Here is a 19,069-nt window from a genome sequence, read left to right as displayed (position 1 = left end):
GGCGGCTAGTGCGCCGCGTCCCAGCTCAGCCCGGTCCCGATGTCGATCCCGAGCGGCACGGTCAGCTCGACCGCCGGGAGCGCGGCCTCGGCCATCACCTGGCGGATGATCGGGGTTGCGGCCTCGACCCGCTCCTCGGGCAGTTCGAAGACCAGTTCGTCGTGGACCTGCAGGAGCATCCGCACGTCGTGCAGCCCCGCCTCGGCGAGCGCCGGGAGCATCCGCGCCATCGCGCGCTTGATGATGTCCGCGCTGGTGCCCTGGATCGGCGCGTTGATCGCGGCGCGCTCGCTCCCCTGCCGCTCGGCCTGGTTCTTCGCATTGATCCGCGGGAACCACGTCTTGCGGCCGAACAGGGTCTCGGAATAGCCGCGGCTGCGGACGCTCTCCAATGTCTCGTGGATGTAGCGCTGGATGCCGGGGAAGCGCTGGAAATAGGTGTCGATCATCGCCTGCGCCTCCTCGGGGCTCACCTCGAGCCGCCCGGCGAGGCCCCAGCGGCTGATGCCGTAGAGGATCGCGAAGTTGATCGTCTTGGCCCGCGCGCGGGTGTCGCGGGTGACTTGCCCAAACATCTCGGCCGCGGTGCGGGCGTGGATGTCCTCGCCTTTCTCGAAGGCCTCGGTGAGGGTCGCGACATCGGCCATGTGCGCGGCGAGCCGCAGCTCGATCTGCGAATAGTCGGCGGCGAGCAGCACGTTGCCCTCTTCCGGAACGAAGGCCTCGCGGATTTGCCGGCCGATCGCCGTCCTCACCGGGATGTTCTGGAGGTTGGGATCGGTCGAGGAGAGCCGCCCGGTCTGCGCGCCGACGAGGCTGTAGCTGGTGTGGACGCGCCCCGTCTCGGGGTTGATCGCCTGCTGGAGCGCATCGGTGTAGGTGGACTTCAGCTTCGCGAGTTGGCGCCACTCCAGCACCTTGCGGGCAATGGGCGCACCTTCCGCCGCGAGCTTCTCGAGCACCGAGACGTCGGTCGAATATTGCCCGGTCTTGCCCTTCTTGCCGCCCTTGTAGCCCAATTTGTCGAAGAGGATGTCGCCCAGCTGCTTGGGGCTGCCGACGGTGAACTCCTGCCCGGCGAGCTGGTGGATCTCGCCCTCGAGCCGCCCGATCTCGACCGAGAACTCCTCGGAGAGCCGCGCCAGCCGCGCGCGGTCGACCTTGATGCCCTCGCGCTCCATGCGGGCGACCACCGGGATGAGCGGGCGGTCGACCCGCTCGTAGATGCGGCTGCCGCCCTCGACCGCAAGGCGCGGCTTGAGCATCGCGTGGAGCCTCCAGGTGATGTCGGCATCCTCGGCGGCGTAATGCGTGGCCCGGTCGAGCGGCACCTCGCTGAACAGGATCGCCTTCTTGCCGGTGCCGCACAGGTCCTTGTAGGCGATGGCGTTGTGATCGAGGTGGCGCTGGCACAGCTCGTCCATGCCGTGCCCGCCGCCGATCCCTTCCTCGCCGCGGCCCGCGTCGAGGTTGAAGCTGATGACCATCGTGTCGTCGATCGGGCTGACGGCGATCCCCGCGCGGGCGAGGATGTTGAGATCGTACTTGCCGTTGTGGAACACCTTGAGGACCGCCTCGTCCTCGAGCAGCGGCTTCAGCGCGGCGAGGGCCTGCTCCATCGGCACCTGCTGCGGCTTCTCGGCGAACATGTCGCTGCCGCCGTGCCCGAGCGGGACGTAGCACGCATCGTTGGGGCCGAGCGCGAGGCTCACGCCCACCAGCGCGGCGCGCATCGGGTCGAGCCCGGTCGTCTCGGTGTCGACCGCGACCATCTGCGCGCCGCGGGCGCGGGCGATCCAGGCCTCGAGCCGCTCGAGGGTCTGCACCGTCTCGTAGGCCGCATGGTCGATCTTGGGGAAATCGGGCAGCGGCTGGCGGCTGCCCTCGCCCTGCGGCGCGGCGGCGGCGGCCGGGGTGCTCGGCTTGGCGGGGTTGAGGTCGGTCGGGCGCGAGGGGCTCCCGGCGCCCGCATCGAGGCGGCGCAGCAGCGAGGTGAAGCCGTGGGTCTCGAGGAACAGCGCCAGCGGAGCGGGTGGCACCGGGCCCAATACCATCTCCTCGAGCGGCTGGGGGAGGTCGCAGTCCTCCTTGAGGGTCACGAGCACCTTGGAAAGCTCGGCATCGGCGCGGCCCTCGATCAGCCGGTCGCGCAGCTTGGAGGGCTTCATCGCCGGGGCGGAATCGAGCGCGGCGGTGAGCGAGCCGTGCTCGGCGATCAGCTTGGAGGCGGTCTTGGGGCCGATGCCGAAGATGCCGGGCACGTTGTCCACGCTGTCGCCCATCAGCGCGAGGACGTCGCCGACGAGCTCGGGAGGAACGCCGAACTTCTCCTCGACCTCGGGAAGCCAGATGCGCTGGTTCTTCATCGTGTCGAGCATGTCGATGCGGGCGCCTGCCTGTTCGCCGACGAGCTGCATCAAGTCCTTGTCGGAGGAGACGATGGTGACGTCCCACCCCCGGCGCTGTGCCTCTCGGGCGTAGGAGGCGATGAGGTCGTCGGCCTCCAATCCCGGCACCTCGATGCACGGCAGGCTGAAGGCGCGGGTCGCGTCGCGGATCAGCGGGAACTGAGGGACGAGGTCCTCAGGGGGTTCGGGGCGGTTGGCCTTGTAGTGCTCGTAGATGTCGTTGCGGAACGAGATCGATCCGGCGTCGAGGATCACCGCGAGGTGCGTCGGCCCGTCGGCCGCGTCGAGGTCCGCGGCGAGCTTCCACAGCATCGTCGTGTAGCCGTAGACCGCGCCGACCGGCGTCCCCTCGGGGTTGGTGAGCGGGGGCAGGCGGTGGTAGGCCCGGAAGATGTAGGACGAACCGTCGACGAGGTAGAGGTGCTGCTTGTGGGCCATGCCGCCTGCTAGCAGGCGCACGAGGCGGCGGGTAGGGGTTTGGCGCCTCATCGCGGGCGCGCGAATTGTGTCGAAATTGCGGCGAACGCCCGGGCGCTCCCTTGCCTCCACCCGGCGCGCACCCTAGCTTGGGACCAGCACCGGGGCGCGGATCGCGGCTCCGGCAGGAAAGGACCGACACCCATGCGCAAGATCATCCTCGCCGCCGCCATCGCCTCCTCGGCGCTCGGCCTCGCGGCGTGCAGCGACGCCGCCGAAGAGCAGAACGAAGAGGCCGTCGACGCAATGGCCGCCGATGCCGAGGCGAGCGCCGACAATGCCGGCGCGGCGATCGAGGCCACCACGCAGGAAAGCGCCGCGAACATCGAGGCCGCCGCCGACGCCGCCGCCGATCAGGCCGAGAAGACCACCGACGATGTCGCGAACGACGCCGCCGACATCGCGGCGCAGGCCGAGGAAGCCGCCGAGTAGGGCGCTCCCGGCCCCCCGCCGACGCCAACGCCAAAGGGCGGCACCTCGCGGCGCCGCCCTTTTCGCTGCCTCCCGTCTGGCAGGGTGACTGGTGGGGCGGGGATCAGCCCCCGGCGCCGAAGGGCGCGCTCGCCCAGTTCTGCACCGGGTTCTGCTGCGCGCGCACCGCGAAGCCGTCGTAGAGCGCGCGGGCGATCGCCGCGATGCGCTCCTCGCGCGCCTGCTTGCTGCCCTGCCCGGTGACATAGATCGCGACCGCGATGGTGCGCCCATCGGGGCACTCGATGAGGCCCACGTCGCTCGAGGTGTTGCTGAGCGTGCCGGTCTTGTGGCTGACCCGCGCCTCCAAGGGGATGTTCGCCGGAATGCGGCGCTTGCCGGTGACGGTGCGGCTCATCGCGCCGAGGATCACCTGGCGGCTCTGGTCGGAGAGGATCTCGCCCTTGTACAGCGCCGAGAGCAGCCGCACCATCGCGCGCGGCGTCGCGGCGTCGCGGCTGTCGACATAGGTCGCCGGGTTGAACTCGCCGTCGTCGCGCACCAGCGTCGCGATGTCGCGGTTGATCGAGAACTGGGCGATCCCCTTGCGGCGCATGAAGTCGTTGACCGCCGCCGGCCCGCCGACCGCGGCGAGCAGCGCGTCGGTCGCGGGGTTCGAGGAGCGGGTGATCATGATCTCGATGAGGTCGATCGCCGGCATGTACTGCCCCGGGCGCACCGGCGCCTTCGCCGAGGAGAACTTCGCCGAGGCGACCGGCATCATCAGCGGGAACTCGCTGGTCAGCGTGTACTTCCCCTTCTCGACCATCTCGAGATAGGTCGCCGCCACCGCGATCTTGCTGGTCGAGGCCATCGGGAACAGCTGGTCGCCGAGCACCGCCACTTCCTCGCCCGTGGCAAGGTCGATCGCGGCGACGCCGATGCGGCCCAGCGAGGGGTCGGCGAGCATCGCGATGCGCTGCTGGAGGGTCGAGGCGTAGACCGCATCGAAACTCTGGGGGCTGCGCGCCTGGGTGCCGAGCGCGCTGTCGAAGCTCGCCAGCAGGTCGTCTTCCCGCGCCGAAGCTGGCGCGGCGATCGCCGAAAGCGTGGCGGCGATGCCGGTCAAGGCAGCGAAAAAGCGGGGGAAAGCCATGTCCCTTTTGTGACTCCGACAGGGTTGCGACGGGCTTAACGCAACCCTTATCCACGCACATTTCGGCGCTGCAAGCACTCAGTTGGCCTCATGCGGTAAACGGTGCGCTCTCAGCGACCGTCAAGCGACAAGCGGCTGCTCGGACGCCGTTGCGTGTTCGTCGATCAGGCCCTTGTGGTCGCGCGCATGCACTTGACTGCCCCGCATGCGCGGGCAGTCTGGCGGTCACTTTTTCGTCAAAGGGGACCTTCATGACCGACACCATCCCGCCGGCGCGCGCCGCGCGTGCCACCTTTGCTGCCGCCCTGCTGCTGTCGGCCTCGGGCATCGCCCACGCCCAGAGCGCCCAGATCGTCCAGCCGGGTGCCCCCGGGCAGGCGACGAAGACCCTCACCGCCGACGAGGCGACCAAGCTCGCGCAGGCGAGCTACACGCCTGCGGACGTCGCCTTCATGCAAGCCATGATCGTCCACCACGGCCAGGCGCTGGAGATGGCGAAGCTGGTGAAGGAGCGCACCAACAACGCCGACGTCGTCGCCGCCGCGGGCCGCATCGAGGCGAGCCAGGACGACGAGATCGCCTTCATGCAGACCTGGCTCAGGGAGCGCGGCGAGCCGCTCGAGGACCCGAAGATGGCGGGCCATGCCGAGCACATGCACCACATGATGAAGGGCATGGCCTCGCCTGAGGAGATGAAGGCCCTCGCCGCTGCCAAGGGCGCGGATTTCGACCGGATGTTCCTCACCCTGATGATCGCCCACCACGAGGGTGCGGTCGACATGGTGAAGGAGCTGCTCGACGAGGAAGGCACGGCCGCCGATCCGGTGCTGTTCCAGTTCGTCAGCGACGTCGAGAGCGAGCAGGGCGGCGAGATCAAGAAGATGGACAAGGTCCTCGCCGGGCTCTCGAGCGACCCGCGTTCGGGCCTCGCGGCGGGCTTCGACAAGGCCGGGGAGGCGATCCTCAACCTGACGAAGGTCGCGAGCCTCCCGAAGCCCGCGGGCTTCTTCAACCCGGCGAACCCCGCCGACCTGCGCCCGCCGGCCGCCCCCAAGAAGGACAAGAAGAAGGACGGCGAGGCTCCCAAGGCCGAGGACGCCGCCAAGCCCGCCGAGGCTGCGCCCGCAGTCGCGGCCGCCGCTCCGGCCGCCGACACCCCCGCTGCCGCCGCCGCGGTCCCGGCGCGCGAGGAGGAGGACAGCCTCACCGAATTCGCCGAGCGCTCCCCGCTGCTCGACTTCGCCAACACCGACCTCGCGTTCTTCGGCGACATCATGGTCGCGGGCAATTACCACGGCTTCAACATCTACCAGCTCGGGGCGGACGGCGTGCCGACCCTCAAGAGCAGCGTCGTCTGCCCCGGCGGGCAGGGCGACGTCTCGGTGGTCGGCAAGCTCCTCGTGATGAGCGTCGAACAGACCCGCGGCCGCACCGACTGCGGGCTCGAGGGCGCGCCGGGCAAGGTCAATCCCGAGCGCTTCCGGGGCCTTCGCATCTTCGACATCTCCGACCTCGCCGCCCCGCGCCAGGTCGGCCAGGTGCAGACCTGCCGGGGGAGCCACACGCACTCGGTGGTGAGCGCCGACGACACGCGCCTGATCGTCTACAACTCGGGCACCGCGGGCATCCGCGACGAGAAGGAGCTCGCCGGCTGCATCGGCAGCACGCCCGGCGACAGCCGCACCGCGCTGTTCTCGATCGACGTGATCGAGATTCCGCTCGCCGACCCCTCCAAGGCACGGATCGTCAAGTCCCCGCGCGTCTTCGCCGACGAGACCACCGGGGAGATCGCGGGCCTGTGGAAGGGCGGCGACCACGGCGACGGCACCCAGACCACCTCGCGCACCGACCAGTGCCACGACATCACCGTCTTCCCGGCGCTCAAGCTCGCCGCAGGGGCGTGCTCGGGCAACGGCATCCTGTTCGACATCGCCGATCCGCTCAATCCCAAGCGCATCGACGTCGCCACCGACGAGGGGTTCGCCTACTGGCACTCGGCGACCTTCAACAATGACGGCACCAAGGTGATCTTCACCGACGAGTGGGGCGGCGGCGGGCGTCCGCGCTGCAAGGCGAGCGACCCGAAGACCTGGGGGGCGAACGCGATCTACGACATCGTCGACAGGAAGCTCGTCTTCCGCGCGCACTACAAGATGCCCGCCGCCCAGAGCGACAAGGAGAACTGCGTCGCGCACAACGGCTCGATCATCCCGGTCCCGGGCCGCGACCTCTTCGCGCAGGCATGGTACCAGGGCGGCCTCTCGGTGATGGACTTCACAGACAGCGCCAACCCCAGGGAGATCGCCTATTTCGACCGTGGGCCGATCGACGCCAAGCAGATGGTGGTGGGCGGCTACTGGTCGACCTACTGGTATCGGGGCCACATCTACGGCACCGAGATGGTGCGCGGGATCGACGTCTTCAGTCTGAAGCCGAGCGCCTTCCTGACCAGGGCCGAGATCGCCGCCGCCGAGGCCGCGAAGTACGAGGACGACCGCTTCAACCCCCAGACCCAGACGCGGGTCACGTGGGACGAGAAGGCGATCAAGGCCGCCGCCGCGAGCCGCAAGGCGAAATAGCGGCAACTCAGCCCGTCTCCCCGCGTCGTTGCACGGGGCGACGTGGCCCGGTTGAAGCTAGCCGTCCCGCCGCGCTGCGACCCGCTCGTTCACCGCGCGGTAGAAGGCGTCGAGGTCGTCGACATCGACGTCGAGCAGCTCCTCCCAGGTCGCGAGCGTCGCCGCGATGTCCTCACGGGTGTGGGTCGCCGCGGCGCGCGCGGGCGCGGGCGGGACGGGGGCGACGACGTGCGGCCAGCGGTGGCCGGTGAGGTTGTTGTAGGCCCAGCCGAACAGCGCCAGCGCGAGTACGTTGGCGGCGATCGGCACGAGGTGGACGAGGCTCCACTGCTCGGGCCCCGCCGCGCCCAACGCGCAGAGCAGCGCGCAGGCGCCGCCCGGCGGGTGGAGGCAACGCGCGAAGGTCATCGCCGCGATCGCCGCCCCGACCGCGAGCCCCGCCGCCATCAGCGGGTGGCCGATCAGCGCGCCTAGCATCAGGCCGATCGTCGCGGAGAGGAGATTCCCGCCGACCACCGACCACGGCTGCGCGACCGGGCTTGCAGGCACGGCGAAGACCAGCACCGCGGAGGCGCCGAGCGGGGCGATGAGGAAGGGGAGGCCCGGCGGCAGGCCCGGCATCAGCGCCGAGGTCGCCAGCCCCGCCGCGAGGATCGCGAAGCCCGCCCCGAAGGACCCGCGCAGCCAGCCCAGTGGCCCGAGCACGGCTTGCGGGATCAGCGAGGCGGGGTGCTGGTGCGGGGTGTCGCTCATGCCCCCGCTGTCGCCGGGCGGCGGCGCGGCGTCAACCGGCGCGAGGGGTGTGGGCGGCGCGGTGGAAGCACCAGGCGCTCGCTCCCCACAGCAGGGCGAGCATCGTCAGCACCCCCCACTCGGTCGCGTGGCCCGGCATCATCCACAAGGAGGCGATGCCGGCTGCATATTGCCCCGCCGCCAGCGCGCCCGCGATCCAGCGCATCGCCCGCGGGCGGAAGCGCATGGCGGCGCTCGCGACCAGCCCGGCGATCACCATCAGGAAGAACAGCGAATTCACCCGGTCATCCTCGCCGATGATCCCGACCGCGGCGTTGCTCCAGACAGTGAAGAAGGCGGTGAACCCCGCGAGGAGGAAGCCCGCGCGCCCCGCCCTGCCGCGTGCGAAGCGCACCGCGAGCTCGACCACGCCCCCGAGGAAGCCGAGCAGCAGCGCGGCGAAGACGAAGTCGCTCGCCGTCCAGTCGACCCCCGCGACCTCGAGCCGCATCGCGAGCGCCGGCAGCAGGAGGATCGCGCCGAGGCTCCCCCAGCCGGCGATGCGCCAGCCGTTGAGGAGCGGGCGGCGGGGCGGGTTGGCGGTGTCGGTCATGTCGGGGCCTTTCGCTGGCGTGGAACGGCTCCTCCCTCGCCCCTGCCGCCGTGAAAGCCATGAGCAATTCCTGAGGAATGGCTGAAAAGCGCGCCCCCCGCTTGCCAGCCGCCACGCCGCGCCGCACACCCTCGTGCAGCATGGCAGACGCCCCGCCCACCTACCGCTTCGAGGCCTTCGAGCTCGACTGCGCGAACCGCCAGCTGCGCCGCGCGGGCGAGCCGGTGGAGCTCGGCAGCCGCTATTTCGACGCGCTTGCGCTGCTGGTGGCGCGGCCCGGGGAGCTCGTCTCCAAGGACGCCTTCATGGCCGAGGTGTGGCACGGCGTGCCGGTCACCGACGAGGCGCTGACCCAGTGCATCCGCACCCTGCGCCGGGCATTGGGCGATGCGGCAGGGACCCCGCGCTTCATCCAGACCGTCCCCAAGCACGGCTACCGCTTCATTGCCCCGCTCGCCTCCGAGCCGCCCCGCCTGCGCGCCGAAGCCGCAGGCGAGGCGCGCCGCCTCCCGGCACAGGTGGCGGGGACTGCGACCCTCGCCGGGCTCGCGGTCGGCCTGCTCGCGGGGCTCGTCTACGGGGTGCTCGCGGGGACGGGCGGCGGCGGGCAGGTGCTGATCCTCGCCGCGATGGTCGGCGCGCTCGGGCTGCTCGCGGGGGCGGGGCTTGGAGCAGGGATCGCCGCGGCGCTCGCATGGCGCGGGCGCGCCAACGCTGCGGTGGTCGCCGGCGCGATGCTCGGCGGGCTCGCGGTCGGCGCGCTCGGCAACCTCCTCGGCCGCGAGGGGGTGGGCCTGCTCTCCGGCCTCGCGATCGCGGGCGTGACCGGGCCCTTCGAGGGGCTGGTGCTCGGCACGGCGAGCGGGATTGCGGCGCAGGCGGCGCTGTCAGGGCGGAGGCGCGGCGCGGTGCTCGGCCTGGCGCTGGCGGCAGGAGCGCTCGGCGGAGCGCTGATCCACCTTGCGGGCGGCACGCTGCTCGCGGGTTCGCTCCACGCGCTCGAACAGGGACTGCCGGGCGCGCAGCTGCGCTTCGACCGGCTCGGTCCGCAGGGCTTCACCTCGGGGGTGCGCGCCTTCACCGCTGTCGTCGAGGGGGCCTCCTTCGTCGGCGCGCTCGCCGCGGGGCTGCTCGGGCTGCGCCGCCGCTAGCCCTCGGCGCGCCTATGCTTCTCGAGCCAAGGGCGCAGCGGGAACAGCCACTGCTCGGCGATCGACAGGCGCTTCCTCTCGTCCTGCCCGACGATTGCGCTCTCACCCTCCTTGTAGGTGCCGAACACGCGGTCCCAGAAGATCACGCTGTTGCCGTAGTTGCAGCGCGTGTCCTCGTAGCTCGTCGCGGTGTGGTGGAGCGAGTGGTTGCGGATCGTCGTGAAGACAAACCCGTACCAGATCGGCGGGTTGGCGCTGACATTGGCGTGGGCATAGATCGCGATCGCCCCGCCGACGGTGAAGCTCGCGAACAGCGGCCGCAGGTCGAAGTCGAGCAGCGCGATCACCCCGAGGCTGATCAGGAACAGCTCGATCGGATTGCCGATATAGCCCTTCATCGCGTTCAGCTGGGTGATGTGGTGGTGCGGCGCATGGGTCAGCCACAGGGGCGTCCAGTTGTGCATCGCGCGGTGCATCCAATATTGCCCGAACTCGAAGACGAACAGCGCGATCATCGCCTGGACGAGGAAGGGCAGCTCGGCCAGCCACGGCGTGGCGATGCCCCAGGCCGCCTTGAGCTCGCCGAGCGGGCCGTTGACCAGCGTGTCGGCGAGCCAGCCGATCACGAAGAAGAAGAAGGCGAAATAGAAGATGTCGGTGGCGAACTCGCGGCCGTTCATGCGCCAGCCCTCGTGCCGCTCGAAGGCGAATTCGAGGCATTGCACGAAAACCACCGTCGCCACGCCCACCGCCGGCAGCGCCCAGGGCGCCTCGACCACCGACTGCGGCGCGAAGGCCCAGAAGGCGAGGATCGCCGCCAGGGTGGCGGGCGGCAGCAGGTTGACCAGCGACTGTTTCACGAATTCATCCCCCGGGCCAGCGGACAGACCCTCCCACTAGGATCGGCGCGGCACGGACGAAAATACGCGATTGTGCGCAGGTCGTCGAGAGCGCCGCCCGGCTTACGGCTTTCCGAGCGCCTCGCGCATCTCGGGCCACAGGTTGGTTCCGGCCGGAGCGCCGTTGATGACGAAATAGGGCGTGCCGGGGATCTTCTTCCTGTCCCAGGCATCGTTGCTCTGGGCGAGCACCGCCTGCTGCTCGGCCTTGTTGAGGAGGCACGCCGCGCCCTTGGCGTCGGTCACGCCGAGCGGGGCGACCACCGCCATCAGCCCGCCGTTCCGCGCGACCATCAGCCGCGCCTGGTCGGGCGTGGCGGCGGCGAGCGCCTTCTTGTCGGCCTTGAGATAGGCCTGGCTGCGGCTCGACCAGTCGAACTGCGAGGCGTAGAACGCCTTGGTCGCGGCGAGGAACTTCGTCGGCCCGGCGCAGCGCGCGAGCAGCGCGGCGGTGAAGTCGAGCGGGTCGCGCACGGCGTGGCGGAACTCGAGCCGGACCTTGCCCGCGGCGATCTGCTGTTCGAGCTCGGGCGTCGATTCGACCGAGAACTCGGCGCAGTGGCTGCAGGTGTAGCTCGCATATTCGACGAGCGTCTTGGGCGCCTTGGGGTTGCCGATCACGAAGGCGCCGTCGGGCTTCCGGACGACGGTCTTCGACCAGTCGGCGGCGGGCGGCGCGGCGGCCAGCAGGAGGATCGCCGCGAGGGCGAGGACGAGCTTGCGCATGGCGGTCTCCGGCACGGGTTCAGCCGGGCGGCATCAAGCCCGCGCGGCCACCTCGGCGGCGTCGAAATAGTGGATGCGAAGCGCGCTGAGAAGCCCGTCCGTGAAGGTGCCCGCCTCGCAGATCGTCTGGGTGAAGGGGGCCGAGCCGTCCTTGGGGTGCATGGTGAGGCGGATCACCATCACCGCGTGGGTCTCGCCCCCGGTGCAGTCGAGGATCTCGAGCTCGGTGTCGGCCCAGGTGCCGTACATCGCCGCGGCGCAGCGCTGGAGCGCATCCTTGCCCCGCCACTCGCCCGCGAAGGGCAGCGAATTCGCCTCGTAGAGCACGAAGTCGGGATGGATCAGCGCCTCGACCGCCGCCCAGTCGCGCGTGGCGGCGGTGGCGTAGACATTCGCCAGCAACTCGCGGGGAGTTGTCACTCCTCGATCGTGCCGATCAGGTCGCCGACCTTGTAGACCGCGCCTTCCTCGCCCGTGGGGTGGATGATCCCGCTGGCCTGAGCCTCGATCTCGGTGGTGCTCTTGTCGGTCTCGACGGTGTAGATGATGTCGCCCTTCTCGACGCGCTCCCCGTCGCCGAACATCCATTCGACGAGGGTCATTTCGACGGCGCTCATGCCGAGCTTGGGGATGCGGATTTCACTGGCCATTTAGAGCTTTCCGAGAGAGGCTTTGATCTGTTCGACGATCTGCGGCTTGGTCGGGATCCACGCCTGTTCGAGGTGCGAGGCGAAGGGCACCGCCGAGAAGGTCCCGCCGATGCGCCGCACCGGGCCCTTCAGCTGGTCCCAGCACTTCTCCTGGATATTGGCGGCGAGCTCCGCCCCGGTGCCGAAGGGACGCACCGCCTCGTGGAGGGTCAGGGCGCGGCCGGTCTTGCGCACGCTCGCGAGCACGGTCGCCTCGTCGTAGGGGGCGATGGTTCTGAGGTCGACGACCTCGACGCTGATGCCCTCCTTGGCGAGGTCATCGGCCACTGCCAGCGCGTCCAAAACGGTGCGGCCATAGGTGATGATCGAAATGTCGGTGCCTTCCCGCGCCACAGCCGCCTTGCCCAATGGCACGCGGTAACCCGGGCCGGGGTCCTCGGCCTTGAGGCCGTAGCACAGGATGTTCTCGATGAAGATCACCGGGTCATTGGCATCGATCGAGGCGCGCATCAGCCCGCGCGCGTCGGCGGGGTTGGAGGGCGTCACCACGTGAATACCGGCGACGTGCGCGAACCACGCCTCGAGCATGTCGGAGTGCTGCCCGCCGAAGCCGACGCCGACGCCCGTGGTGGTGCGGATCACGATCGGGCACGGGGTCTGCCCGCCCGACATGAAGCGGAGCTTGGCGGCATGGTTGACGATCTGGTCCATGCACACGCCGACGAAGTTCATCAGCATGATCTCGGCAATCGGCCGCTGTCCGGCAAGCGCCGCGCCGACGGCGGCGCCGACGATCGCTGTCTCGGAGATCGGGGTCGCGCGGATGCGGTGTTCGCCGTATTTCTCGGTGAGCCCGGCGGTGACCTTGAACACCCCGCCGCCCTGCTTGGCGGAGACGTCCTCGCCGAGGCAGAACACGCCCGGGTCCTCGGCCATCGCCTCGTCGATCGCGAGGTTGAGCGCCTGGGTCATGGTGATCTGGGCCATCAGGCGGTCTCCTCCAGCACGTCCTTGTAGATTTCGTCGGTATCCGGCAGCGGCGCGGCGAGTGCGTGCTCGACCGCCGCGTCGATAGCCACGTCGATGTCGGCGACGATGGCGTCGAGTTCCTCCTCGGTGAACTGGTGCTCGAGCATCACCTTGCGCAGCTTGGGCAGCGGGTCTTCGGCCTTCATTTCGGCGATGTGCTCGGGGGGCATGTAGCTGAAGTCGGCGCCGAAGAAGTGGCCCATCATGCGGTAGCACATGGCCTCGACGAGGCTTGGCCCCTCGCCCCGGCGGGCGCGGTCGACGGCTTCCTTCACCGCCGGGTAGATCTGGTGGACGTCGTTGCCGTCGACCGTGACCCCCGGCATCCCGTAACCCGCCGCGCGGCTCGCGATATTGGGGCTGTCGGTGTGATCGGCGTAGGCGGTGTGCTCGCCGTAGCGGTTGTTCTGGCACAGGAACACGACCGGCAGCTTGTAGAGCTGGGCCATGTTCATCGCCTCGTGGAAGCCGCCGATATTGGCCGCGCCGTCGCCGAAGCTCACCAGCGTCACGCGGCCATCGCCGTTGTTCTGGCTCGCCATCGCGAGGCCGTTGGCGATCGGGAGACCGCTCCCGACCACGCCGGTGGTCACCATGATCCCCGTCTCGGGATCGGTGATGTGCATGGTGCCGCCCTTGCCCTTGCAGGTGCCGGTCGCCTTGCCGAGGCATTCGCCCCACCACTTTTCCATCGGGATGCCCTTGGCGGTCTGCTCGCCCTGCCCGCGATAGGTGCAGACGACGTAGTCCTCCTTCTCCAGCGCCGCCATCGCCGCCGCCGAGACCAGCTCCTGCCCGCGCACGCAGTAATACATCACCGCGACCTTGCCTCCCATGAGGAGCTCGCGGAACTTCTCGTCGGTGCGGTTCACCTTCATCGTGCGGGTGTAGATGTCGAGCAGCTTGTCGCGGTCGATCTCGGCCATGTGTGTCACCTTCGAAGGAGAGAGGGAATCAGAACTGCACGCGCTGGGTGAACCCGCCGTCCACCACGATGTTCGCCCCCGTCATGTAGGGCACCGCAGGGCTGGCGACGAAGACGATCGCCTTCGCCACTTCCACCGGCTCGCCGAAGCGCCCGGTGGGCATCTTGGCGAGGGTCGCATCGTAGAGCGGCTTCATGTGCTCCTCGATGATCTCCCAGTTGCCGCCCTTGTAGTAGATCGCGCCCGGCGAGACGGTGTTCACCCGGATGCCCTTGGCCGCCATCGCCTGGGAGAGCTGCGAGGCATAGGTGATCAGCGCCGCCTTGATCGCGTTGAAGGGGTTGGGGGCGATGAAGGTCTCGAGCGCCGCGGTCGAGGAGAGCATCACGATCGAGCCGGTGCCCGAGGCCTCGAGGTAGGGCGTCAGCGTCTCGACCGCATAGGCCGCGCCCTTCAAATCCATGTCGAGGCACGCCTGCCAGTCGCCCGCGCCCCCGGTGCCCGAGGCGCTCGCGGTGTGGACGAAGATGTCGCACCCGCCGAGCTCCTCGGCCGCCTTGGCGAGCCACGCCTGGTAGGCCTCCATGCCGGTGCCCATGTCGAACACCTCGGCGAACACCTTGCCCGGCCCGGCGGCGTCGATCTCGGCTTTCGCCGCCTCTATCTTGTCCTCCTTGCGCGAGAAGAAGGCGACATCCGCCCCCTCCGCCGCGAACAGCTTCAAGGACTGGAGGCCGAGCCCGTGGGCCCCGCCGTTCATGATGACCTTCTTGCCCTTCAGTCCCAGATCCATAGCGCCTCTCCCCGGCTTGCGGTTATGCCCGAGGGGGATAGCCGAGGCGGGGGGCGGGGCGTATCGTCAATTTTGGGGGTTGGGCGTTTAGCGCAGACCCGCCGCCAAGGACGATGAGACTTCGGGAGGAAACCATCGGTCGCACAGCGACCGCAAGCGCGAACGCGCGCCCGCAGGTGCCCTGAACGGAGCGCAGCGAAGTGGAGGATCTGCACCGAGGACGACGGCCGGATGGGCCGTCGCAAACAAGGACTCCATTCTCGCCCCGCAAGGGCGAGAATGGTGCTGCTGGGGAGGATTGAACCCTCGATCCACGCACCGAAAGCCGCAGATTTCCGATGTTTTTCGAGCCTAGAGTTGTAGCATTTTGTAGCGGGAGAATGAAGCGCGTGTTTGCGCTCCTATGCGCTCAGAACGCCGCCAGAGCCGAAAAAAATCCACCATCAGGAATGGCTCAATTCAGCCGTTTGAACTCGGTGATCGGTTTTTGTTGCGTCAAGGCTGTTGAGTTTGAAAATCCGCGAGGCATAATGGAGAGCGGGAGCGGGAAGATTTTGAGAGCCCCTGCAAGGGCTCTCTTTGTGGTCTTTCGACCTCGGGTGCGCCAACCTTAAACTTCCCGCTCCAACTTGCAGGTCGGTAGTCTGCAAGCCTTGCTTCCATCCGATGCCCTCGCGAGCACCGAACCCCTAAATGATGAATCAGCCAGACATTACCGTCAACAGGCGGTGTTCCGATTCTGTTCTATAGCGACTCATCCACAACCTTAGCCACAGCGCGATGGGGTCTCATTTGCGCCGAACCATGAAATGATGGGTCAGCGCGGGAATCCCGTCAACGAGATTTTAAGCCCTTGGTAACCATGGGAGAGCCCCTTGACTTCCACCAATGCCAGCGAAGCTGGCGGAAAAGCTTGAGTCGCTGACTTGCCAAGCCCATAATTGAATCTGTGAAGAAAAATATGGTGATTGAATCACTTGGACCCCCGAGTGAATCATTTGCACAGCACGACGCACTAATGTTGCATCACTCGTCGCTGTTGATGAGGACTTTGTTGAGGGTCGAGAACGTCGATCCCGATACGGCTCAGCTACCCTGATCCGATTCTTCAGGTTCGATGGTGAACCATGATCCTTGGGTTGCGATTTCGTCCATGACGCGCCGTTCGAGATCAGCCCGCTTCTGCGGAATCGCCAACGCGTCAGCAATCAGTTCGTCGAAGAAGGTCAATGCCTCTTGGTCGTCTGCATAGCGGGGATCGAGCCGCTTCTTCCGCATGCCCTCCACGAAACGAGCAATGTCCTCATCCGAAGAGTATAGCTTGGGTGGGGTGACGAATATGGGGACGACCACAGCAAACCTCCGAAGGATCACGACAGCGACTGGATAGCACGAGGCATCCTTAACCGCATCGGCTTCATCTGGTCAGTCGCGATAGCACCTCGGGCAACAACGGCTCATCGTGGTGCGATGTCGTCTATCGTCACGCCTCTTCTACCAACGGTTGGCCTGCGCTTTTGTTCGGGCATATGAAGGTCGGCACGGACTGCGAACGACGCGTCGTTGTATGAGAACAGCCATGGGGGGATTTTCGGCAGCTTCAGCTTCTCGCCTAGTTTGGTGGGGGAGCAGACCTCAACCGAGATTCCCGCTGCTGCGAGCTTGCTGCTGTGCTGCTCGCAGAGGCGAACGAACTTTCGATCCATCGTCAAAAGGTATCTGCACCCATGCACCTGCGCCGTCCGCAGATGCCATGCGTCTTGGCTATGCTTCTGGTGCTTGAAGCAGGACATGATTGCTTTGTGAAGTTCGTCGCTGTTTGCTGCAATCCTCGCCTGCTGGGCTTCAGCTAATCCATTCTTACCTCCAAAAAGCTTCCTCATATTGATGAAGTCATACCGCTCGCCATCGAGCGACTCAATTTTGACCATATCGAGGATACTGTAATCACTATATCCGACAGTCCGAAATCGGGCGGGCGGGTGCTTGAGTTGCTCGGAGATCAGTTCCGATGACGTGAAGAACTTCATCGTTCCAAAGCGGGCGAGCGCAATCAGTGATCCAAGGTAGCAGATATCGACATAATCTTCGGAGTCATTGTTCGCGGCGTGGACGGGGACACGAGCTATATAACCCGTGTTGATGGGATGAACGCCTCCCCAAAGCACCGTGCCTGTGTCGATCCAAGCTCCCTCATGGGTGATCGCGTGGGTTCGAACACAGCTATCAATCAGGACACCAATGGGCTCGACTTCATCAGAAAACTGGCCTTGGGCAGACAATGCCACCCGTCGCATGATCCAATCTGCAAAGCGGGGCATATACTTAAAGGCGAGGCCTTCCCTCTTGGAACGAATCCGTGCCTCCACTCGCTTCCACATCGACAATGATCTTCCTCTATCTCGACCTGACGTCACAGCCGTATTGATTGAGTTCGCCCGCGCGTCGGGCTGAGTTTTGCTTTAAGCTCAAGGGGGGTCAGGCAGCGGCGATACCGTGCCGTGTAGCATTTCAGCGACCATAGTTACGCCGCGATATGCCCAAAGTGGTCAGAGCAGAAATGAAGCCCCTGCCACTGTCATTTCAACCACTCAATCAAAACAACGTCACAATAATCTACACTATAGCTTGAAGAAAAGTGAGGCCTTACTGGGATGGAATAAACGTCACCAGCGCCATCGATTATTTCCCGAACGATGTGTTGAAATCGCCTTAGATCAACCTCATCGTGTGACACCGCGCGTATGGCAAGGCCGCCCGCAAAATCAGTGACCACACAATTTTCTGACTGCTCGATTAAAAACTGTCGGATGCTTTTGGTCATATTCACCGCCTAGACGTTGTGAATATGGTTCGCCTTAATAAATTGCAATACAAAAACTTTTTCAACTTTCAGTTGAGTTGAACTGGCAGTTTTCCAATAGGTATTGATATGATTTAGCCATGCCGCTCGTGTTATAGAAAACTGTCTGCCTTCCAGCATCCACCAGATATTCAAATCGCACCGTCGGGGTCAGATTTGAAGTTTGAACGAAGCCGTCAAGATCAGCACCTGCGTAAGTCAGCCGCCACATGCTGGGCTGCCATAGCTGGACATCCAGATCGATAACCTGACCATTACCCAGAAACGTAATGTAGACAGGGCGCTGACGATTTCCGAAATCGACGAGATTGGATACGAGCGAGAGGCCAACGCCGCCCCCTTCGATGCAATTCATATGTAGCGAAGGTCGCTCCTTCGCGGTCCCATCGTGGTCATTGGCAAGGACAAGAGCGCTGATATGGCGCTTCTTCGAAATGTTGTCTGTCTGGTCGTATACGGACCAAGCATCGTCTGCGGCAGGAACGGCGGATGCGAGCAGAAGATATGCCAACATTGTCTGACTGTCCGAAACTCAGGAAGTCACGAGAATAGCGCCCATAACATGCTGACGCCAGACGGATTAAAGCGCCTGCTCCCATCCATGTGAACAAACTCGCTCCAAAGACATCCACCTTTGGAATAGAGAAAGTTGACCCCGCAGAATGGCGCTCTTCAGCCACTTCGCAGTCGCAGAATCCAAGGGGGTTTCTGGAAAGCTGGAGATCGCATCGAAAACGATCCCCAGTCGCGCATCAGTGCCTGATGCGAAAAAGAATGGCGTCTTCGAGTTCTTCGAACTCAAAGACTGCTGACGCGCCTCTGGCAACCTGTCGCCATTTCCCTCCGCAGTTGTCTCGGCACCAAATGCGTGCGTCATCGCCAAGCTGTTCAGGGCATTTGTCATGCCTGACGTAGAGGGTCACGGATGTCACAGCCGAGAAGGGATGGCTGCGGTAGGAGGCGATACGTTCGCAGAGGTCGGCGATAGGGTGGGTTGTCATCCTGTATTTAGCCAGCGAGCCCAATCCGCGCCCAGCTTCGCATCATCATGACTGTCCAATGCTTAGGTTCGGTCAGGTGCTGGCCTCTTTTCTAACCTCTGATGCCGCAGCTTCGAAGGCATCTTCCACCGACCAGCCATCTACGAGCAATTCGATGATGAGTTCGCGGTGAGCCTCGATTCCCTTGGGTAGCGCGGCACGATGCTGCTGGTAGTGTGCGGACATAAGCTTCTTCGCGTCGTCACGATTCCGCTTCGGACGCGAACGGGCCGCTGCTTCCTTTCGCAGACCATCGATGTGCAGGTCGAACTCCTCGGACACGGTGCTCCAGTCGAACGCGGCCACCTGTTCGCGGACGTGAATGGGATCAGCGCCGAACGCAGAACCGACCTCGCCCGTGTCAGCATTCACCACCAAACTGGTGAGGTCTGGCAGGGCATGCTCATTCAGGAACATCCGCACAACATCGAGCCTGCGACCGAGCGAGATCGGTATGGCCCGCAGGACAGCTTCGTTCTCGGGGAACCGCTTTTGTGCCTCATCGAGAAGCTGGCCATAGGTCAGTTTCGTCGGCGGCGACTGCCGCGCGCACTCAACCATCACGGGGTAAAGAGCGGAGGCGATGGCGAGGTCAGTTTCAGTGACGTTCAACTCG

At 66.1% G+C, this 19,069-nt stretch carries 19 protein-coding genes; 3 read left to right on the top strand and 16 right to left on the bottom strand.

Going from position 1 to position 19,069, the window contains the following annotated elements:
• Nucleotides 1-5: 5 nt before the first annotated feature.
• Nucleotides 6-2,846, bottom strand: coding sequence for a DNA polymerase I (gene polA / locus ACLBKU_RS06505; protein ID WP_410179006.1), 2,841 nt, complete (start codon nt 2,844-2,846; stop codon nt 6-8).
• A gap of 183 nt (nt 2,847-3,029) precedes the next feature.
• On the opposite strand from polA, the gene ACLBKU_RS06500 reads away from it, so the two are divergent.
• On the top strand, nt 3,030-3,317 hold the full coding sequence (locus tag ACLBKU_RS06500; RefSeq protein ID WP_410178714.1) for a hypothetical protein: 288 nt from the start codon (nt 3,030-3,032) through the stop codon (nt 3,315-3,317).
• Nucleotides 3,318-3,420: 103 nt separating this feature from the next.
• On the opposite strand, the gene ACLBKU_RS06495 is transcribed toward ACLBKU_RS06500, so the two are convergent.
• The gene (locus tag ACLBKU_RS06495; protein ID WP_410178713.1) at nt 3,421-4,452 is read right to left on the bottom strand and encodes a serine hydrolase; all 1,032 of its coding nucleotides are present in this window, start codon (nt 4,450-4,452) and stop codon (nt 3,421-3,423) included.
• A 251-nt stretch (nt 4,453-4,703) separates the two neighbouring features.
• Between ACLBKU_RS06495 and ACLBKU_RS06490 the strand changes: the two genes are divergently transcribed.
• Entirely contained in the window at nt 4,704-7,031 is a 2,328-nt protein-coding gene (locus tag ACLBKU_RS06490) for a DUF305 domain-containing protein (protein WP_410178712.1), read from the top strand.
• A 57-nt stretch (nt 7,032-7,088) separates the two neighbouring features.
• Here the strand turns inward: ACLBKU_RS06490 and ACLBKU_RS06485 are convergent, their stop codons facing one another.
• Both ACLBKU_RS06485 and ACLBKU_RS06480 read right to left on the bottom strand, forming a co-directional pair.
• Nucleotides 7,089-7,784: an HPP family protein gene (locus ACLBKU_RS06485; protein WP_410178711.1), complete on the bottom strand. Its 696-nt coding sequence runs from the start codon at nt 7,782-7,784 to the stop codon at nt 7,089-7,091.
• A 31-nt stretch (nt 7,785-7,815) separates the two neighbouring features.
• Complete coding sequence (locus tag ACLBKU_RS06480; protein WP_410178710.1) at nt 7,816-8,376, bottom strand: hypothetical protein; 561 nt, start codon at nt 8,374-8,376, stop codon at nt 7,816-7,818.
• A gap of 140 nt (nt 8,377-8,516) precedes the next feature.
• On the opposite strand from ACLBKU_RS06480, the gene ACLBKU_RS06475 reads away from it, so the two are divergent.
• Complete coding sequence (locus tag ACLBKU_RS06475; RefSeq protein WP_410178709.1) at nt 8,517-9,527, top strand: transcriptional regulator; 1,011 nt, start codon at nt 8,517-8,519, stop codon at nt 9,525-9,527.
• Here ACLBKU_RS06475 and ACLBKU_RS06470 read toward each other — a convergent pair.
• The 12 genes from ACLBKU_RS06470 to ACLBKU_RS06415 form a co-directional block, all read right to left on the bottom strand.
• Nucleotides 9,524-10,387, bottom strand: coding sequence for a sterol desaturase family protein (locus ACLBKU_RS06470; RefSeq protein WP_410178708.1), 864 nt, complete (start codon nt 10,385-10,387; stop codon nt 9,524-9,526). The two genes, ACLBKU_RS06475 and ACLBKU_RS06470, sit on opposite strands and share 4 nt — an antisense overlap.
• Nucleotides 10,388-10,489: 102 nt before the next feature.
• Nucleotides 10,490-11,152 carry a thioredoxin domain-containing protein gene (locus ACLBKU_RS06465; protein ID WP_410178707.1) on the bottom strand — a complete coding sequence of 221 codons (663 nt, stop codon included), beginning with the start codon at nt 11,150-11,152 and terminating at the stop codon, nt 10,490-10,492.
• A gap of 33 nt (nt 11,153-11,185) precedes the next feature.
• Entirely contained in the window at nt 11,186-11,572 is a 387-nt protein-coding gene (locus ACLBKU_RS06460) for a nuclear transport factor 2 family protein (RefSeq protein ID WP_410178706.1), read from the bottom strand.
• Nucleotides 11,569-11,802, bottom strand: coding sequence for a biotin/lipoyl-containing protein (locus ACLBKU_RS06455; RefSeq protein WP_017665057.1), 234 nt, complete (start codon nt 11,800-11,802; stop codon nt 11,569-11,571). The genes ACLBKU_RS06460 and ACLBKU_RS06455 overlap by 4 nt, the downstream gene beginning before the upstream one ends.
• Nucleotides 11,803-12,789, bottom strand: coding sequence for an alpha-ketoacid dehydrogenase subunit beta (locus tag ACLBKU_RS06450; RefSeq protein ID WP_410178705.1), 987 nt, complete (start codon nt 12,787-12,789; stop codon nt 11,803-11,805).
• Nucleotides 12,789-13,757, bottom strand: a complete 969-nt coding sequence (locus tag ACLBKU_RS06445) for a thiamine pyrophosphate-dependent dehydrogenase E1 component subunit alpha (protein WP_410178704.1) — start codon at nt 13,755-13,757, stop codon at nt 12,789-12,791. Before ACLBKU_RS06445 ends, ACLBKU_RS06450 begins: the two co-directional genes overlap by 1 nt.
• Before the next feature lie 28 nt (nt 13,758-13,785).
• On the bottom strand, nt 13,786-14,550 hold the full coding sequence (locus ACLBKU_RS06440) for an SDR family NAD(P)-dependent oxidoreductase (protein WP_410178703.1): 765 nt from the start codon (nt 14,548-14,550) through the stop codon (nt 13,786-13,788).
• A 1,086-nt stretch (nt 14,551-15,636) separates the two neighbouring features.
• Nucleotides 15,637-15,828 carry a hypothetical protein gene (locus tag ACLBKU_RS06435; RefSeq protein WP_410178702.1) on the bottom strand — a complete coding sequence of 64 codons (192 nt, stop codon included), beginning with the start codon at nt 15,826-15,828 and terminating at the stop codon, nt 15,637-15,639.
• A gap of 179 nt (nt 15,829-16,007) precedes the next feature.
• Nucleotides 16,008-16,937, bottom strand: coding sequence for a hypothetical protein (locus ACLBKU_RS06430; protein ID WP_410178701.1), 930 nt, complete (start codon nt 16,935-16,937; stop codon nt 16,008-16,010).
• Nucleotides 16,938-17,128: 191 nt separating this feature from the next.
• Entirely contained in the window at nt 17,129-17,374 is a 246-nt protein-coding gene (locus ACLBKU_RS06425) for a hypothetical protein (RefSeq protein ID WP_410178700.1), read from the bottom strand.
• A 61-nt stretch (nt 17,375-17,435) separates the two neighbouring features.
• Nucleotides 17,436-17,927, bottom strand: coding sequence for a hypothetical protein (locus tag ACLBKU_RS06420; RefSeq protein WP_410178699.1), 492 nt, complete (start codon nt 17,925-17,927; stop codon nt 17,436-17,438).
• A 559-nt stretch (nt 17,928-18,486) separates the two neighbouring features.
• A complete protein-coding gene (locus ACLBKU_RS06415) occupies nt 18,487-19,065 on the bottom strand; it encodes a hypothetical protein (RefSeq protein WP_410178698.1) in 579 nt (192 codons plus the stop codon).
• Nucleotides 19,066-19,069: the final 4 nt, after the last annotated feature.

Source organism: Erythrobacter sp. NE805 (assembly GCF_046452355.1).
Lineage (GTDB): Bacteria > Pseudomonadota > Alphaproteobacteria > Sphingomonadales > Sphingomonadaceae > Erythrobacter.
Note: the sequence above shows the minus strand (reverse complement) of the source record. Positions and strands in the feature narration are given on the sequence as shown.

Excerpts from the sequence above, each read along its gene's own strand:
- polA (WP_410179006.1), bottom strand. The coding sequence starts at position 2,846 with ATGGCCCACAAGCAGCACCTCTACCTCGTCGACGGTTCGTCCTACATC.
- ACLBKU_RS06500 (WP_410178714.1), top strand. The coding sequence starts at position 3,030 with ATGCGCAAGATCATCCTCGCCGCCGCCATCGCCTCCTCGGCGCTCGGC.
- ACLBKU_RS06495 (WP_410178713.1), bottom strand. The coding sequence starts at position 4,452 with ATGGCTTTCCCCCGCTTTTTCGCTGCCTTGACCGGCATCGCCGCCACG.
- ACLBKU_RS06490 (WP_410178712.1), top strand. The coding sequence starts at position 4,704 with ATGACCGACACCATCCCGCCGGCGCGCGCCGCGCGTGCCACCTTTGCT.
- ACLBKU_RS06485 (WP_410178711.1), bottom strand. The coding sequence starts at position 7,784 with ATGAGCGACACCCCGCACCAGCACCCCGCCTCGCTGATCCCGCAAGCC.
- ACLBKU_RS06480 (WP_410178710.1), bottom strand. The coding sequence starts at position 8,376 with ATGACCGACACCGCCAACCCGCCCCGCCGCCCGCTCCTCAACGGCTGG.
- ACLBKU_RS06475 (WP_410178709.1), top strand. The coding sequence starts at position 8,517 with ATGGCAGACGCCCCGCCCACCTACCGCTTCGAGGCCTTCGAGCTCGAC.
- ACLBKU_RS06465 (WP_410178707.1), bottom strand. The coding sequence starts at position 11,152 with ATGCGCAAGCTCGTCCTCGCCCTCGCGGCGATCCTCCTGCTGGCCGCC.
- ACLBKU_RS06455 (WP_017665057.1), bottom strand. The coding sequence starts at position 11,802 with ATGGCCAGTGAAATCCGCATCCCCAAGCTCGGCATGAGCGCCGTCGAA.
- ACLBKU_RS06450 (WP_410178705.1), bottom strand. The coding sequence starts at position 12,789 with ATGGCCCAGATCACCATGACCCAGGCGCTCAACCTCGCGATCGACGAG.
- ACLBKU_RS06445 (WP_410178704.1), bottom strand. The coding sequence starts at position 13,757 with ATGGCCGAGATCGACCGCGACAAGCTGCTCGACATCTACACCCGCACG.
- ACLBKU_RS06440 (WP_410178703.1), bottom strand. The coding sequence starts at position 14,550 with ATGGATCTGGGACTGAAGGGCAAGAAGGTCATCATGAACGGCGGGGCC.
- ACLBKU_RS06435 (WP_410178702.1), bottom strand. The coding sequence starts at position 15,828 with ATGCGGAAGAAGCGGCTCGATCCCCGCTATGCAGACGACCAAGAGGCA.
- ACLBKU_RS06425 (WP_410178700.1), bottom strand. The coding sequence starts at position 17,374 with ATGACCAAAAGCATCCGACAGTTTTTAATCGAGCAGTCAGAAAATTGT.
- ACLBKU_RS06420 (WP_410178699.1), bottom strand. The coding sequence starts at position 17,927 with ATGTTGGCATATCTTCTGCTCGCATCCGCCGTTCCTGCCGCAGACGAT.